The sequence below is a fragment of the Georgenia sp. H159 genome (genome assembly GCF_035607575.1).
Lineage (GTDB): Bacteria > Actinomycetota > Actinomycetes > Actinomycetales > Actinomycetaceae > Oceanitalea.
Genome location: NZ_JAYDZY010000023.1, coordinates 1 through 15201, shown reverse-complemented (window position 1 = coordinate 15201; position 15201 = coordinate 1). Strand labels below are relative to the sequence as shown.

Below are 15201 nucleotides of genomic sequence, written 5' to 3'. Positions count from 1 at the left end.
TGGCGCCTGGACTTGCTGGTCGGCCCGGCGGGCTCCGGTAAGTCCACTGCGATGGCCGCCCTTCTCGGTGCCTGGACTGCCCAGCACGGGCCCCGGTCCGTGGTCGGCATGGCGCCGTCGGCCGCCGCCGCGCAGGTGCTCGCCGAAGACCTTGGCATCGGCTGCGACAACACAGCCAAGTGGGTCCACGACCACCGGCGCGGCAAAGCGGACTTCCGCACGGGGCAGCTCGTCATCCTCGACGAGGCCACCCTCGCCTCCACCCGCACCCTGGACGACATCGCCACCCGCGCGGCCGAGGTCGGCGCGAAGGTCGTCCTCGTCGGGGACCCGGCCCAGCTCCAGTCCGTCGACGCCGGCGGAGCGTTCTCCATGCTCGTCGAGGCCCGCGACGGCCACCTCGCACAGCTGGTCGAGGTGCGACGCTTCGTCCACGAGTGGGAGAAGGACGCGTCCCTCGCGCTGCGTGACGGCGACGTCGCTGCGATCGACGCGTACGAGAGCAACGGCCGCATCCTCGAGGGCACCACCGAGGCCATGATCGACGCCGCGTACGAGGCATGGCAGGAGGACCTGCGCGTCGGGCATTCGGCCATCCTCGTCACCGAGGCCGCCGAATCCGTGCGGCACCTCAACGAGCGTGCCCGTGCCGAACGCATCGAGTCGGGCCTCACGTCCACGCGGCGGGACGTCCCGCTGCGCGATGACGCCCGCGCGTCGGCCGGTGATGTGATCATCACGCGCCGCAACGACCGTCGACTGCGCCCCAGCCCAGACACGTGGGTCCGCAACGGCGACCGCTGGACCGTCACCCACGTCGGAAGCGACGGGAGGCTCGACGTGCACCGAGTCGGCGACCCCAGCGGGGCGAGTGTGACGCTCCCGGCCGGGTACGTCGGCCGGCACGTCGACCTCGGCTACGCCGTCACCGCCCACCGCGCCCAGGGCATCACCGTCGACACCGCGCACGTCGTCGTCTCCCCGTCGACCACCCGCGAAAACCTGTACGTATCCATGACCCGCGGCCGACGCGCCAACACCGCCTACGTCGCCCTCGACAAGCCCGACCCACTGCACGCCACCCCGGCCGACGCCGACACCTCCGCGCGCACCGTCCTCTTCGGCGTCCTTAACCACTCCGGACTCGAGCTGACCGCGCACCAGACCACCACCGCCGAGCAGGAGCGGTGGACCGGAATCAGGCAGGTCGCAGCCGAGTACGAGACCATCGCCGGCATCGCCCAACGCGACCGCTGGACTCGGCTCGTCACCGACGCGCTTGTCAGCGCGGGCGCGCTCACGACCGCCGAAGCCGACCGGGCCATCAAGTCCGAAGCCTTCAACGTCTTGATGGCCGAGCTGCGCCGCGCCGAGGCCAACCGCCACAACGTCGACACACTGCTGCCGCGCCTGGTCTCCCAGCGCACGCTGCTCGACGCCGACGACGTCGCCGCCGTCCTCACCGCCCGCCTCGCCCGAGCCACAGCACGACCCGCACCCGGCGTGACGCCAGATCTCATCGCCGGACTCATCCCGGCCGTCATCGGCCCGCTGCCCGCCGACGCAGCTCGCGCGCTGGCCGAACGCCGCGAGCTCATCGAGCACCGCGCCCGCACGCTCACCGCGGCTGCGGTCCGCGAACAGGCGGCGTGGCTGTCTCGTGATGGTGAGCGACCGCTCGGTGCTGGCGATCGCGAACGCTGGCTCGACGAGCTGGCGGTCGTTGCGGCCTATCGTGACCGGTACGGCATCACCGGCCCCGCGCCGCTCGGCGCCTCGACCCAAACACTCGTCCAAGAACGCGACCGGCGCCGCGCCGCGGAAGCCCTCCGCCGTGCCGAGGCCACCGGCCAGGTCCGCAGGGGCGCAGCGGGCCGTTCGCGCGCGCACACGCGCAGTCTCTAGGACGCCCCAGGCCTCTGCCGGAATCGCGCGCATGGAACCCAGCGTGGACGGAAGTACCCAACGACGGGGCCACTGGCTAGGAATCTGTGGATAACGCCGTCGTGCCGGTCATCCCGCCGAGCGAGCGCGCCGTCACCCCGGCGCGAGGGTCGGGGTGATGAGCGGTTGACGACGAAACTGCTCGTCTCGTCGCCCCCGCGCACGCGGGGCGAACGGAGCCGACAACGGCCGTCCACAGGCGCGAGTTGTCCACAACCTCACCGTCTACCGACGCAACGGCGGAACCGGTAGCGCCACCCTTCACCGCGAGGGGGCTGGCTCATCCCCAGCCGGCCATGAGCGAGAGGCGGCATCGTGCTCTTCTACCTCATCTTCCGGTTCTGGTTCGCGCTCGCGCTCCACGTCTACGCCTTCTTCCATGCATGGATGCCGACCAGCCACCTGGTCCGCTGGGTCAACACCGACCGCGGGATCAAGTGGGGCCTTCCCATCGGTGTCGCTCTCACACCCCTGTACTACCTGGCGATGACCTGGAGCGGAGGGCACCTTCACGTCGACAGCTCCGGCTGGTGGTGGGTGCCGACGCTGTGGGGCGCGATGAACACGATCAAGTTCGCACACGTCGCAATCCGCAGCCCGTTCGTCTGGGTTCGCCGGACGCTACGCCAACCCACCGCGCGCCAGTTCGAGGCATACCGGCGGTGGCCCGCGCAGGCGCCAACGGTGCCGCACGCCACACCAATCCGTCGGGAACAGGGCCGTCGGCATGCCCGCGATCGAAGGGGGAACTCGCCGTGACTCTGTGCACCTGGCAGACCGAAGCCATGGCTGAGCGCGGCGGCGAGCCCATCCTGCGTGTTGACGGCGCACGAAGACTAGGCAGTTTCGGCGGTCGAACTCGCGACGTGCCCGTCCCCTCAGACTCCTACGCGATGCTCGGGGAGCTGCGCGCCACCATCGACTCTCTCGAGGAGGCCTGCCGGCGCCTCGGCGTCTGGCACACCACGGTTGAGGACGGAGTCCACTACGCATGGGAGGACGACCGCGGTGACGGTGCCACCGGCACCGTCACCGCCGCGATCGAGGTGGAGACCGCCGCCGGGGCTCTCAACGCAGCCTCAGGTGCACTCAGCCGGGGCGCACTCCGCGAACGGCGTGGTCCGCTGGTACGACAGTCCTCGCTAGCCAGACCGGCTCGCCCGGTTGAACTTCGAGGCGCACGAACGTGAGCAGAAACGGCGCCTCTTCGCGCCGGTCAACGGACAGAACTCCAACCCGCACTGCTCGCAAGCCACGACGGTTCGAGCCGCTGTCGGGCCCCCTTCCCGGTGCTTGCTCGCCGCATCGCCTCCAGACGCGCCGGCGAGAACTCACTCCCCGCCATTAGACGCGCTGCAGTGGCCCTCGCCGGGTCCCGGTTCTGCACGAACAAGCTCTTGCAGGAGAGTTGCTGCCGTGCACTGTCCGCGATGGTCCGTCTCGTGGTCTCGGCGACCAGCCCCGCCGGCCCAGCCCGTGCGCGGCGCGGTACTCCTTCGCTGTGAGCCCGTGTGCCTTGTAGGCGTGCAGGCCGAGATGGGTGAAGCGGTGCCCCGCACTCCTGACACAGCAAGCCATCGGCATCCTCGTCGAGGACGCCGTATCGGCCGTGGCCGTCCACATCGCCGACCTGCATCCACGCATGGTCTCCGATTGAGATGCGTGGCGTCGAGAGCCGGCGGCTGGATGGCGCGGCACGCCAGGGGAGCCAGGGTCGATCAACCGTGTGGCTGTAGGGGGTGGGTGCAATGCTCTACTCATGACGGAGCAGTGGCCCCCGCCAGGTGCGGCGTTCGTGTACCGGTTCGATCACGATTTTGAGCACCTCTCATACTCTGCCGAAGTGACCGTGATCTCGCGACCCCATAACGCCGACCTGGATGCCGCCACGTTTCGGTATGGCCGTCTTGGCGGCGATACTGCCGCCGACCTCAGTTTTCGAGCTTCTCTCTACGAGAGAATTGGTGCCGTTACGGTCGCTGGCGGTCACGCCGAAGCTGCGATGAAGCGAGTGATCCTGAGCGCCGAGGGCAAAGGACAACAGTTCGAGCATGTCGACCTGAACTGGACGGGATTGGTGAAGCGGCTCCGTAGGGTGGTGGATAGCGGCCATGCTCTCTCGGAGCCGCTCAGCGTGATCCTCGACTGGGCAGAGCGCGTCAACGTCAAGGGACGGCGTGACGATGTCGTTCACGCCTACTGGTGGCACTGGACCGGTGTCGGCGTCACTCGGTCCCGGTTTACCCGGGATGGTCGGAGTTACACCATTACCGGACCGCTGGAGGACCTACGTCAGCTCGATCGGGACAGTGCACTCATATTCGAGTATGCCCGGCGGTTGGACGACTTGGTGGTATCCACGCGGCCGCAGGCGAGGTTAGTTGCCCCACCGTCAGCTTTTGCCCGTTGGCATCCGGCTGAGTCATGAGTATCGCCAGCGCTTTCCTCGTCGGGTGACCCGCGGCTGAGCTGGCGGCTCAATCTGCCCACCGCGGGATTGTGAACCAGTGCCCGCGCCACCGCTGCGCGCTGAGCCTGGCCGCCAGAGACCTCACTCACCCTCCGGCTGGCGACGTCGTCCACTCCGAGGCTTTCTAACAGTTCGAGAGCGCGTTCCCGTGCGTGCCGGCGGGGCACTCCCGTCAGCCGCAGCGGGAGCTCGGTGTTCTCTACGACGGTGAGCTCAGGGACGAGATCCCCGAACTGGAACACGAAACCCAGTCGGCGCAAGCGCAGGTCGGATCGTTCTCCATCGGGTAGGTCGTCGACCCGTTCGCCGCCGAGCTCAACTGTCCCGGAGTCAGGTCGCAGGAGCCCGGCCACCCCTATGTTCTGCGACCGTTTGTGAGACGCTTTCGGGGTGACGCACAACCTCGTCGGCCTCGCCCGCGTGTCCACCAACGCTCAGGATGCCCAACTGCAGCGCGACGCCCTCCAAGCGGCCGGCTGTATCAAGATCTTCGACGAGAAGATCAGCAGCCGATCGAGCCATCGTCCAGGGCTAGCCGCGGCGCTGGACTACATGCGCGACGGCATGGACACCCTGGCGGTGTGGAAGCTCGACCGGCTGGGCCGGTCGACCAAAGACATCCTCACGGTCGCCGACGACCTCAGTGACCGGGGTATCGGTCTACGCGTCCTCACGGGGACGCTGGCCGGCACCTACAGCCCGACGGGGGAAGGGAAGTTCTTCTTCACGATGATGGCCGCCTTCGCCGAGCTCGAGCGCGACCTGATTCGCGAACGCACCATGGCGGGCCTGGCGGCCGCCCGAGCGCAGGGTCGCGCCGGTGGCCGGCCCCGGGTGATGGACCCCGACAAGCTCGCGATAGCTCGCGCCCGTCGCGCCAACGGAGAGAGTCACACCGAGATTGCACGAGCGCTCGGTGTCTCGCGAGCGACCGTGTACCGGTACCTGCCTTCCGTGCAGCTCAGCGAATGATGGGGACGGCCTGGTAGTGCTCATCGTGCATGTCTTGTTCCCACGGACAGGACGTTCGACCGGCTCCACTGGCCTCGCGTCCCGCTTCAAGATGCCGTCTCGACGGTCGCCTGGTCCACCCATCGGGCTAGCACACTGAACGCGGCGAGCTGCTCCAGTGCAAGATGCTCATCAGTGACCCCCGCCCCCTGGTGCATGCCGGGATTGCGGATCGCAGCGTATAGCCCTTCGGCGAAGGCTCGCGCACCGCGGTGCAGGTTCTTGTAGGTATCGCTACCGTCGTCTTTCGCTAGACGAAGTCGCGGCGCACCCGGCTTAGCGGCGTCGAGCGAGAATGCCTCGTTGAAGAGTTTAGTTTCCGAGACGTCTACCCGCCCAAGTTTTGCTTGGGTTTCTGTGTTGACACGGATAGCAGCTTGCATCACGGCTTGGTGGTAGTAGCCGGTGCGCCAGAAAGATGCACCGCTCTCCCATGCCCAGGGGTGCAGCTTGCTAGCGTCCATCTCGGGAGCGTCGTTGCCGAGCCTCTGAGCGAGCTCTTCGCGGCGTTCGAGCGCGGTCTTTGCCCGCGAGGCCTGGCCCCGCAGCCACCTGTACTCCTTGTCCCTCTCTGGGCGCTCCGTCTTCCATTGAGGAAGAACGCGGTCAAGGATCTGCTCGACCACGTGGGCTCGGGCGTCAGCCTCGGTGCTTGGGCCCCGCATGACAGTGCCGAGGTAGACCATTCCTGAGCCTGGACGATTGGGGCTTACCTGGGCGGTCACGCTGAGGAATGCTTCGATCTCGCTGATAGCCCACGCCGTGTCGAGTTTGCTCATGGATGCATCCTGCCAGGGGGCTGCCACCGAAGGGCTTGTGTTGCCTGGCGTCACTGCTGCTCAAGGTTGACGAGGCCTGCCCGGGCTAGCGAAAGTCGTAGTCCTCGTCTTGGCCGCTTGACAGCCAGATGTCCTCCGCGTCCGACGAACTGATGTATTCACTCGCCGGCCCGTCATCACCCTCATAGTGGTCAGCGCCGATCATGCAGCGGCACTCCTCGGCCCACGCGTCATCCGATCCGTCGGCGACGGGGGTGAGCTTCGAGTGCTTCGGGCCGGTGGGCATAGGTTGATGCTAGTCATGCTCGTGACCCTTTCCCCGGGCATCGCTCCAGCATGATCCTCAGCGTCCCCGGGGGTTAGAAAGGCCTCGCGGTCGCGGTGGTCATGGTCGGCGCTGTGCTTGGCCCTCTTGCACGAGGTGGAGCGTCTCGTGCTCTGGGGATCAGTACACCGTGAGAACCGTCTTCTCAGTAGGGTGGGAGAGCAGGGGAGGGGCCCGTCATGGCTGAGAAGTTCGACATCGAGGAGCGCTGGCCCGAGCTGTTCGCTCAGCTGGATGAGCGCGAGCGGTGGGCGGTGCGGCAGTCGCTAGCGTCGGCCTGGCACGCCGGCTGGATCCCGAACCGGGAGGACGTGGAGAACGTGACCGACCACGCCCGCGGTGCGATCGACGTTGAGGAGTATCGCCGTCGTGCGCACGCCGCAGCGCGTCGGGGCGTGGCGACCGATGGTCGCTGATGGCGACCCGATTTGATTCGTGGGAGGCCTACTTCTACCCGCCGCCGGATCACCGGACGCTGCGCAACCTGTTCGACGAGCGTGACCCTTTCATCTTGGCGCGCTTGGAGTACGCCGAGACCGGTCAACGGGAACGTGAGCTGCGCCTGGGTGAGGTGGTGGTTCCCCAGACGTACGACGCCGCTCACTTGCGTGCGATCCATCGGCACCTGTTCCAGGACGTCTATGAGTGGGCCGGGGAGTACCGCACCGTCGACATGTCGAAGGGACAGCACACCTTCGCCAGCGTCCATATCCACCCGAGCGAGGTCGAGTTTGCGCTGGACCGGGCGAGCGAAGTCGTGCGTTCGACCGACTGGCAGCGCGCCGACCGAGCGCAGTTCGCGCAGGGGATGGCTGAGGTGTTCGCGTGGACGAACGCCGCTCACCCATTCCGGGACGGTAATGGACGCACGGCCAAGCTGTTCCTGGCCCAGGTCGCTGAGCAGTCCCGCTTTGACCTCGATCTCGCTAGCGTCGACCCCCGTGCCTGGAATTTGATGTCGGCCGCCACGATGCCACGCCGGGGGGAGGGCAAGATCCGCCCTGACGTCATGGCCGATTGGTTCAAGGATCTGATCGTCGAGCGTCCGGAGCGCGTGACGCCGGTCAGCGCGACTCCGCAGTCGGCCGAGCGTCTGGCGGCGGCGCGCAAGCAGTTCGAGCAGCGACGCCACCAACGCCCGGACGTCCACGGTGAGTCCTACGGGACTGACTCACCGCGACGCCCCGGGCCGCAGCTGTAACCCCACCACGGGTCAACGATGCGCCGTCCCGGACGCTGAGCCTTCACACCGTCGAACCTGCGAGACCTCGCTCCGCCGGTTCGTTGTGGGCTCCCGTATGAACGTCGCTCTCTTGAGCGGTGGCCTCGGTGCTCTGGTCCATGCCGGCGCGTAGCCGGCGGACCTCCTTGGTGCCGATCTCCAGTAGCGCGGCGATGCGGGCCTGGGACTCACCCAGTCGAGCAGGCTCTTCACCGCCGTGCGCATGCGCTCCTCGACCTCCTCGAGCTTCTCGGCGACCTCGGCGTAGTTGGCAGCCGCGGTGAAGTAGTCCGCTGCTGCGTCCTCGATCTTGCGGTCGCGTTGCTCGCGCTCGGCGTCCACGCGCAGCCGTGCCTTGCGTGCCCGCTCCCTGGCATCTACCTGCTTCGTCGTCCTTGCCATCGCTGGTCATCCCCCGTACTCAACTTGTCTAACTCCCGCGTCCTAACCCTCCCACGCTATCGCCCGCGGTTTGCTGCCAGCCACCCCTACAGACAAGACCAAAGAGCCCGTACACACCTCTTGCACTTCCGGTGGGTGCGCTACGCTGGCCCCAGTTCCGCGGCCAGCGACGGGAGGGAGCCGGTCATGATGACCGTGCATGTCCTGCACGCCGGCGACGGCTACACCTACCTCACACGGCAGGTCGCCACCGGCGACCAGCAGCGGGCAGCAGGGGAGTCCCTGGCGGACTACTACGCCCACGAGGGCAACCCACCGGGCCGGTGGGTCGGGACCGGCATGGCCGGCGTCGATGTCACGGGACGGGTGTCCGAAGCGCAGATGCGTGCCCTGTTCGGGGAGGGGCTCCACCCGGACGCGGACCGGATCATCAGCGAGGCAATGGCGCGCGGAGCCAACCCGGAGCTGGCCGTGGAGGTCGCGCGGCTGGGCCGGCGGTTCCCGCGGTTCGCGGCGGTGGAGAGCGACCAGGAGTGGCGCTCGGCGATCACCGCGGCGTACACGCAGTTCAAGGTCGACCACGACCGTCCGCCGCAGGCTGGAGTGGAGCGTGACCTCATTCGGTGGCAGGTCGCCGGCGAGCTCTTGAGCGAACGGCTCGGCCGCGAATCGCGTGATGAGGAGCGCTCCACGTTCCTCGCGGCGCAGGGCAAGCAACAGCGCCAGCCCGTCGCGGGATACGACCTGGTGTTCACGCCGGTGAAGTCGGTGAGCACGCTGTGGGCCCTTGGCGGGCAGGACGTGCGCCGGGAAGTCGCCGCCGCGCACGAGGCCGCGTGGCAGGGAGCGTTCGCGTGGGTCGAGCAGGAAGCCGGGGTGACCCGGGTGGGCAAGGGCGGGGCCGCTCAGGTCGACGCCCGCGGACTGATGGCCGCGGCGTTCGACCACGCCGACTCACGCACCGGGGACCCCAACCTGCACACCCACGTCGCGGTGTCGAACAAGGTGCAGGGCACCGACGGGCGCTGGCGCGCGCTCGATGCCCGCGTGCTGCACGCGCTCGGTGTTGCCGCCTCGGAGCGGTACAACACCCTGGTCGAGGACGAGTTGCGCCGGCGGCTCGGTGTGGAGTTCGTCGAGGAGTCCCGCGGGCCTGGCAAGCAGCCCGTGCGTGAGGTCGCGGGCATCGACAAGCGAGTACGCGAGGTGTTCTCCTCACGTCGCGCGGCGATCGAGGACACCTACGACGAGCTCCTTGCCCAGTACCGGTCCGAGCACGGCCACGAGCCCCCCAAGCGCATCCAGCTGCGCCTGGCGCAGCAGGCCACCCTGGAGACCAGAGAGGGCAAGGAGAAGGGTGTCACGCTCACCGAACGGCGGCAGCAGTGGCGAAGCAGTGCCGCCGCGGTGCTCGGCGGGCAGGAGGCCGTTGATGCCATGGTCGCCGCCGCGGTGCCTGGTCGCGGCGGCGTCGGTGAGAGTGAGGGCGAGCAGGTCGACGTCGACCAGCTCGCCGCTCAGGTCGTGCGCGAGGTGGAGACCAAGCGCGCCACCTGGGGGCCGTGGCACCTCATGGCCGAGGCGATGCGTCAGGTCCGCCGGCACCCCGCCGGCGGTGACGTCGCCGGCCTGGCCGAGCGCGTCGCTCACCGGGCACAGGCCCTGTCGATCCGGCTAGACCCTCCCGAGCTCAACCCGGTGCCGGCGCCGCTCCGGCGCGCCGATGGCGAGTCCGTCTACACCGTGCACGGGGCCCGCAGCTACACCAGCCGGGCGGTGCTCGACGCGGAAGCCGACCTGGTCCAGGCCGCGCTCCGGACCGGCGGGCTGCGCGTCGACGACAGGCACCTCGAGGACGCGGTCGCTGCCGTCGAGGCCCGCACCGGGCGGACGCTGGACGAGGGGCAGCGGACGCTGGCGGCGCACTTCGCCGGGTCGGGCCGCGAGCTCGCGGCCGGGATCGGGCCAGCCGGCGCGGGCAAGACCACCGCCATGGCCGCCTTCGCCCGCGCAGTGGAGAAAGCCGGCGGACGGGTGCTGGCCCTGGCACCTTCGGCGGCCGCGGCCGCCGTGCTCGGCGAGGAGCTCGGCGTCAGCGGGGAGACGCTCCACAAGCTCATCGACGCCCACCGGCGCGGGCAGATTCCCGAGAGCCTGCGGGTGGACGCGCGCACGGTGCTGCTGGTGGACGAGGCCGGCATGGCCGGCACGCCCCAGCTCGCCGCGGTGCTCGCCTTGGCGCGCGAGTACGGCGCGAGCGTGCGGCTGCTCGGTGACCCGCAACAGCTCGCCGCCGTGGAGGCCGGGGGAGTGCTGCGGCTGATCGACGAGCGGGTGGGCGCCGCCCACCTGCGCGAGGTCCACCGCTTCACCGACCCAGCCGAGGCCGCGGCCTCGCTGCAGCTGCGTGACGGAGACCGCGGCGGCGCGCAGTTCTACCTCGAGCGGGGCCGAGTGCGCGGCGGCACGCGCGAGGCGATGCTCGAGGAGGTCTACGCGGCCTGGCGAGACGACGTCGAGACTGGCAAGGACTCGGTCATGGTCGCCGGCTCGAATGACGACGCACTGGCGCTGTCGACCCAGGCCCGGCGGGACCTCGTGGCAGCGGGACGGGGCGAGCCCGGCGGGGTGCAGCTCGCCGACGGCAGCCAGGCCGGCCGCGGGGACCGGATCGTTACCCGCCGCAACGAGCGGCGCCTGGCCACCGCGGCGGGCCGGGACTTCGTCAAGAACGGTGACGTGTGGACCGTGCTCGCCCGGGCCGAGGACGGGCGGCTGCGCGTGCGCCACGCCCGGCACGGCGGCACCCTGACACTGCCTGCCGAGTACGTCGCCGAGCACGTCCAGCTCGCCTACGCCGCGACCGTGCATCGGGTCCAGGGGATGACCGTGGACACCTCCCACGCGCTCATCGACGCCGAGGCCAGCGACCGCCAGGCGCTGTACACCGCCGTCACCCGGGGCCGGGAGAACAACCGGGTCTATCTCGTGACCGAGACCTCGGTCGGGGCAGATGGTCACGACGAGACCAAGCCCGCCGACTCGCCGGCCGACGCACTGCGCCGGATCATCGGCCGCGACGGCGCCGCGGTGTCCGCGACCAGCGCCCAGGAACAGGCCTGGCAGGACGCCCACAGCCTCGCCCGTCTGGTCCCTGAGGTCGAGGACGCCGTCGACCGGTACCGCATCGGGGCCGGTCCGGAGCCCGTGTCCTGGTGGCGAGCCCCGACAGCCGGGGCGGGAGACCCGCTGCCCGAGGTCGACTCGCAGGTCGAGCCGTGGACCCAGCGTCACGTCGAGCTGATCGAGCAGCGGCTGGACTACCTCACCGACCAGGTCGCCGACGGGCACGCGCCCTGGGCCCGAGACTTGCCGCGGCCGGTGGCACCTGAGTCGGTGGAGGAGTGGCTCACCGCGGCGCGCGTCGTCGCCGGCTACCGGGACCGCTGGTCGATCACCACCACCGACCCTCTCGGCCCGCACCTGGAAGAAGGCGCCGAGGGGAACGACTACCGCGCCGCGGGCGCGGCGCTGGCCACGATGGGGGCCACCAGCGACGACCAGCGGGTCCCCGTCTCGGCACCGGAGCGTGAGCACGGCCGCGAACTGACGCCCGCGGAGCGGCTGGCCCAAGCCCGCGAGAAGCTCTCTCGGCGACAACAGCAGGACCGTCAACGTCGGCAGGAGCCGCCGACGCGCGGTGCCCCGAGCCGCGGCGGCCCGCAGCTGTGACTCTGCTGCTGAGCCAACGGGATCACGGTTCTGCGGATTTGTGGCCCGATTTTCAGTGGCTTTTTCGCTGCTTCGACCGTAGTGTTTTGGCATGAGAGCCGATGTTGTTGCTGCGCACGCCGATGCCACCAGGCTCGACATCCACGACCTGGTGCGGATTCTCAACGAGGACGTGGGCACCACGGTCGTGCAGGCGATGACCGGCACCAAGGACCGGGGCCAGCCCGCCAGGTGGGCGCGGCCCGACGGTCCCGAGCCACGGCTCAAGACCGTCAACCAGCTCCGGCTGGGCTACCGCGTCTGGCACCTCCTCGAGCAGGAAGAGGGTCCCGACGTTGCCCTCGCCTGGCTCGTGGGCGCCAACCCGCGGCTCGGGGAGACGACCCCCGTCTCCGCGGTGCGCGACCTCAAGAGCGCTGAGGTCATCGGCGCCGCGCTGGCGTTCATCGACGGATCCCCGGCGGCGTGAGCGCCGCTCCACGCTCCCGGGTCTGTCCCCGCACCGGATTCTACCTCGTGCCGGCACGCGGGCAGGACGGGTGGCGCGTCGCCCAAGAGCGCTACACCCGCTCCGGCGGGATCGTCGCCGTGCGCGTCAACCAGCACGTCGGACCGCTGCCCGCCGAGCTGCCCGACCGTCGCGGCCGCTTCGACACCATCGGGCGCACCGTTTACTTCGCCGACCGGCCCACCACCGCGTTCGCCGAGGTCCTTCAAGACTTCCGTGCTGCCCGAGTCGCCCTGCAGGCCGACGCCGACGCCATCGGCCTCAGCGTGGAGCAGTACATCACCGAGGTAGGCGACCAGGCCGTAGCCAACGGCCGCGAACGTCCCTGGGCCGTCAGTGTCGGCTGGCAGATGAGCCGCGGCCTCCATCGCGTGGCCATGCCCGCCGAGGGCTGGTGGGTCCAGATCGACCACAAGGCCACACTGAACCGCCTGGGCCTGGACCTCGCCGAACCCCTCCGGCAGGCTGGGGTGCCGCTGCTCACCCTCAGCGGCACCACCGGTGAGAACCGCGCCGTCACCACCCTGCTCGCCCAGCACGTCCGCGGTCAGACGCTCTTCGACGGCTCCCTCCCGCTCGGCGTCCAGTTCACCTCCAAGACCGGATACGGCACCTGCTGGGCCTGGTGGGACCGGCGAGCCGACGACGGCCTCATGCCCGGAGACAACGACCCCAAGACCATCGACGACCTCAACGTCGACGGTGACGCCTTCCGCACCGTCACCACCGACTGGGAGCTCGAGGTGCTCCCCGGCGCCCCGCGCTACTGACTCCCACCAGTCCCGCCGCCGGTCGCTGGCGTCCGCGCGTTAGCGGGCGGGGTCGCTCAGTGGCGAGAGATGCGAAGGGCGACCCAGACCCTGCACCGTCGGCGCAACGCGGCTGAGGGCCCCAACTCCGCGAGACCGGTCGGCTACACGCCTCCAGGGGTGATGGAGGCGGCGGTTCTCGCTAAGGATAGGCGGCTGTGCGCCGATAGGACGTAGTAGGCGACGAACGGAGTGTTGATGGACGGGATCCTCGCCATCTCGCAGCGCATCGCGCAGATCGAGGCGACCCTCGGCTCGCTCTCCGTCCCACGCGTGCAGCCAGCCGCGGGCTCTGCCATGGCATTCTCCGAGGTCCTCGCCAGCGCCGTCGCCGACACGGCCCCGACTGTGGCTGCCGGCACCTCCAACCTCGGAGGGTCCGGGTTCCGGGTCAACGCTGACGGCGTGCCGGTCGATCTCGCGGCGTACGGCAACGGCCGCATCCCGCGTGAGGCTCTCGAACCTGTGGGCACCACCGGCCACCGACTGTGGGCGCCCGCCGCCCAGTCGTTTGAGAAGCTCCTGTCCGCGGCTGCGGCCGACGGCGTAGCCATCGGTGTCACCGACTCCTACCGTTCCTACGACGTGCAGGTCGACGTCGTGCGGCGCAAGGGCCTGTACTCGCAGGGCGGCCTGGGCGCCAAGCCGGGCACTAGCCAGCACGGCTGGGGAATGGCCGTGGACCTGGACCTGGACGCATCGGCGCAGGCATGGATGCGCACAAACGCCGCACGGTTCGGGTTTGTCGAGGACACCCCGCGCGAGCCCTGGCACTGGGCGTTCCAACCCTCCTGACGCGGGAAGACGCACCCAAGAGAGAGCAGCCGCGATGCTCACACCCTCCCCGGACGCGCATGAGGTCCAGCGAGCCTGGAACCGATCGGCACGCCGACGGTGAGAATGAACGGCATGACTGCGGTCCCTACTGACGTGAACCTGCCCCGTGTGCTCGTTGTCGACGACGAAGCCCCGCTGCCCCGACTGGTCGCCAGCTACCTGGAACGGCACGGCTTCGAGGTCCAGGTCACCGGAGACGGCAGCGACGCGATCCAGCGGGCCCGCCAGTGGCACCCGGGCGTGATCGTCCTCGACCTCGGGCTCCCCGGCGCCGACGGCATCGAGGTCTGCCGCACGGTGCGTACGTTCTCCGACTGCTACATCATTATGCTCACCGCGCGGGTGGAGGAGGTCGACAAGCTCATCGGCCTGTCGGTCGGCGCCGATGACTACGTCACCAAACCCTTCAGCCCTCGCGAGCTCGTCGCCCGGGTGCGGGCCATGCTGCGCCGCCCACGCCAGGACACCGGCCCGCACGGGGTCGGTGCGTCGTTCGGGCCACTGAGCATCGACCTTCTTGGCCGCGAGGTGTTCATCGACGGGGAGCCCGTGGCGTTGACCCGCACCGAGTTCGACGTCCTCGCGGCCCTCGCGAGCCGCCCGACCATGGCCTTCTCCCGGCGTCAGCTCATCGAGACGGTGTGGGGACCGGGCTGGGTGGGCGATGAGCACCTCGTCGACGTCCACATCGCCCACCTGCGGCGCAAGCTCGGGGATGACGCCTCCGCGCCCAAGTTCGTCAGGACGGTGCGCGGGGTGGGATACCGGATGGGCAGCGGGCAGTGAGCCTCGCACCGCGCCGCCGGTGGGGGCTCGGCGCCCGGCTCCTCGCCGCGATCGTCGCGGTCATCCTCGTGGCTGCCGGCACCGCGTGGGCGGTCGCCTTAGCCATCGGCCCGGAGATCTTCCACGACCACATGCTCATGGCCGAGCCCGCGGACTCCTCGGTGGTCTCCCACGCCGGGGAGGCCTTCACCACGGCGTGGACACTGTCGTTGTCCCTGGCGCTGCTCGCCGCCCTGCTCACCTCGGTCGTCGTCAGCGTCTTCCTCACCCGGCGCATCGCCAGGTCCCTGGAACGGGTACGGCAGGCCGCCGCCCAGGTCGCCAGCGGTGACTACGCCGCCCGCGTCCCCGAGATCCACATGGGCACCGAGTTCGA

The 15201-nt window shown here is 69.6% G+C and carries 16 protein-coding genes and 1 pseudogene; 13 read left to right on the top strand and 4 right to left on the bottom strand.

The annotated features are described in order from the left end of the window. The 4 genes from VR894_RS18990 to VR894_RS18975 form a co-directional block, all read left to right on the top strand. On the top strand, positions 1-1905 hold a 1905-nt coding region (locus VR894_RS18990; protein ID WP_324654096.1), incomplete at its 5' end, for an ATP-dependent DNA helicase. A 354-nt stretch (positions 1906-2259) separates the two neighbouring features. Beyond that, positions 2260-2703 (top strand): hypothetical protein, encoded by a 444-nt coding sequence (locus VR894_RS18985; RefSeq protein WP_324654094.1) that lies wholly within the window; start codon positions 2260-2262, stop codon positions 2701-2703. Between the two features lie 26 nt (positions 2704-2729). Next, positions 2730-3134, top strand: coding sequence for a hypothetical protein (locus VR894_RS18980; RefSeq protein ID WP_324654093.1), 405 nt, complete (start codon positions 2730-2732; stop codon positions 3132-3134). Between the two features lie 569 nt (positions 3135-3703). Then, complete coding sequence (locus tag VR894_RS18975; RefSeq protein ID WP_324654097.1) at positions 3704-4372, top strand: hypothetical protein; 669 nt, start codon at positions 3704-3706, stop codon at positions 4370-4372. 71 nt (positions 4373-4443) lie between these two features. On the opposite strand, the pseudogene VR894_RS18970 reads toward VR894_RS18975, so the two are convergent. Continuing rightward, positions 4444-4767, bottom strand: a pseudogene (locus tag VR894_RS18970) (ATP-binding cassette domain-containing protein); the annotation flags it as partial. A gap of 37 nt (positions 4768-4804) precedes the next feature. On the opposite strand from VR894_RS18970, the gene VR894_RS18965 reads away from it, so the two are divergent. Next, positions 4805-5386: a recombinase family protein gene (locus VR894_RS18965; RefSeq protein ID WP_324654091.1), complete on the top strand. Its 582-nt coding sequence runs from the start codon at positions 4805-4807 to the stop codon at positions 5384-5386. An 86-nt stretch (positions 5387-5472) separates the two neighbouring features. Here VR894_RS18965 and VR894_RS18960 read toward each other — a convergent pair whose 3' ends face one another. Both VR894_RS18960 and VR894_RS18955 read right to left on the bottom strand, forming a co-directional pair. Further along, positions 5473-6204, bottom strand: a complete 732-nt coding sequence (locus tag VR894_RS18960; RefSeq protein ID WP_324654088.1) for a TIGR02391 family protein — start codon at positions 6202-6204, stop codon at positions 5473-5475. An 85-nt stretch (positions 6205-6289) separates the two neighbouring features. Continuing rightward, positions 6290-6490 (bottom strand): hypothetical protein, encoded by a 201-nt coding sequence (locus tag VR894_RS18955; RefSeq protein WP_324654086.1) that lies wholly within the window; start codon positions 6488-6490, stop codon positions 6290-6292. 218 nt (positions 6491-6708) lie between these two features. Here VR894_RS18955 and VR894_RS18950 point away from each other — a divergent pair, with 218 nt between their 5' ends. Together VR894_RS18950 and VR894_RS18945 are read left to right on the top strand one after the other, a co-directional pair. After that, the gene (locus VR894_RS18950) at positions 6709-6945 is read left to right on the top strand and encodes a hypothetical protein (RefSeq protein ID WP_324654084.1); all 237 of its coding nucleotides are present in this window, start codon (positions 6709-6711) and stop codon (positions 6943-6945) included. Beyond that, positions 6945-7730 carry a Fic/DOC family protein gene (locus VR894_RS18945; protein ID WP_324654083.1) on the top strand — a complete coding sequence of 262 codons (786 nt, stop codon included), beginning with the start codon at positions 6945-6947 and terminating at the stop codon, positions 7728-7730. The genes VR894_RS18950 and VR894_RS18945 overlap by 1 nt, the downstream gene beginning before the upstream one ends. A 12-nt stretch (positions 7731-7742) precedes the next feature. On the opposite strand, the gene VR894_RS18940 is transcribed toward VR894_RS18945, so the two are convergent. Further along, positions 7743-8153: a hypothetical protein gene (locus VR894_RS18940; protein ID WP_324654081.1), complete on the bottom strand. Its 411-nt coding sequence runs from the start codon at positions 8151-8153 to the stop codon at positions 7743-7745. Positions 8154-8339: 186 nt separating this feature from the next. On the opposite strand from VR894_RS18940, the gene mobF reads away from it, so the two are divergent. The 6 genes from mobF to VR894_RS18910 form a co-directional block, all read left to right on the top strand. Then, positions 8340-11885, top strand: a complete 3546-nt coding sequence (gene mobF, locus VR894_RS18935) for a MobF family relaxase (RefSeq protein WP_324654080.1) — start codon at positions 8340-8342, stop codon at positions 11883-11885. A gap of 91 nt (positions 11886-11976) precedes the next feature. Next, positions 11977-12354 (top strand): hypothetical protein, encoded by a 378-nt coding sequence (locus tag VR894_RS18930; protein WP_146237608.1) that lies wholly within the window; start codon positions 11977-11979, stop codon positions 12352-12354. Next, on the top strand, positions 12351-13163 hold the full coding sequence (locus VR894_RS18925) for a hypothetical protein (RefSeq protein WP_146237609.1): 813 nt from the start codon (positions 12351-12353) through the stop codon (positions 13161-13163). The genes VR894_RS18930 and VR894_RS18925 overlap by 4 nt, the downstream gene beginning before the upstream one ends. Positions 13164-13400: 237 nt before the next feature. After that, positions 13401-13997, top strand: a complete 597-nt coding sequence (locus VR894_RS18920; protein WP_110853970.1) for a M15 family metallopeptidase — start codon at positions 13401-13403, stop codon at positions 13995-13997. 114 nt (positions 13998-14111) lie between these two features. Further along, positions 14112-14825 carry a response regulator transcription factor gene (locus VR894_RS18915; protein ID WP_324654075.1) on the top strand — a complete coding sequence of 238 codons (714 nt, stop codon included), beginning with the start codon at positions 14112-14114 and terminating at the stop codon, positions 14823-14825. Further along, the coding region (locus VR894_RS18910) for a HAMP domain-containing protein (protein ID WP_324654073.1) at positions 14822-15201 on the top strand (380 nt) is incomplete at its 3' end. The genes VR894_RS18915 and VR894_RS18910, both read left to right, overlap by 4 nt.

What these genes read in the sequence shown, in the direction of transcription:
- VR894_RS18930 (WP_146237608.1), top strand. Translation starts at nt 11,977, where the DNA reads ATGAGAGCCGATGTTGTTGCTGCGCACGCCGATGCCACCAGGCTCGAC.
- VR894_RS18975 (WP_324654097.1), top strand. Translation starts at nt 3,704, where the DNA reads ATGACGGAGCAGTGGCCCCCGCCAGGTGCGGCGTTCGTGTACCGGTTC.
- VR894_RS18980 (WP_324654093.1), top strand. Translation starts at nt 2,730, where the DNA reads ATGGCTGAGCGCGGCGGCGAGCCCATCCTGCGTGTTGACGGCGCACGA.
- VR894_RS18920 (WP_110853970.1), top strand. Translation starts at nt 13,401, where the DNA reads ATGGACGGGATCCTCGCCATCTCGCAGCGCATCGCGCAGATCGAGGCG.
- VR894_RS18945 (WP_324654083.1), top strand. Translation starts at nt 6,945, where the DNA reads ATGGCGACCCGATTTGATTCGTGGGAGGCCTACTTCTACCCGCCGCCG.
- VR894_RS18960 (WP_324654088.1), bottom strand. Translation starts at nt 6,204, where the DNA reads ATGAGCAAACTCGACACGGCGTGGGCTATCAGCGAGATCGAAGCATTC.
- mobF (WP_324654080.1), top strand. Translation starts at nt 8,340, where the DNA reads ATGATGACCGTGCATGTCCTGCACGCCGGCGACGGCTACACCTACCTC.
- VR894_RS18940 (WP_324654081.1), bottom strand. Translation starts at nt 8,153, where the DNA reads ATGGCAAGGACGACGAAGCAGGTAGATGCCAGGGAGCGGGCACGCAAG.
- VR894_RS18950 (WP_324654084.1), top strand. Translation starts at nt 6,709, where the DNA reads ATGGCTGAGAAGTTCGACATCGAGGAGCGCTGGCCCGAGCTGTTCGCT.
- VR894_RS18915 (WP_324654075.1), top strand. Translation starts at nt 14,112, where the DNA reads ATGACTGCGGTCCCTACTGACGTGAACCTGCCCCGTGTGCTCGTTGTC.
- VR894_RS18955 (WP_324654086.1), bottom strand. Translation starts at nt 6,490, where the DNA reads ATGCCCACCGGCCCGAAGCACTCGAAGCTCACCCCCGTCGCCGACGGA.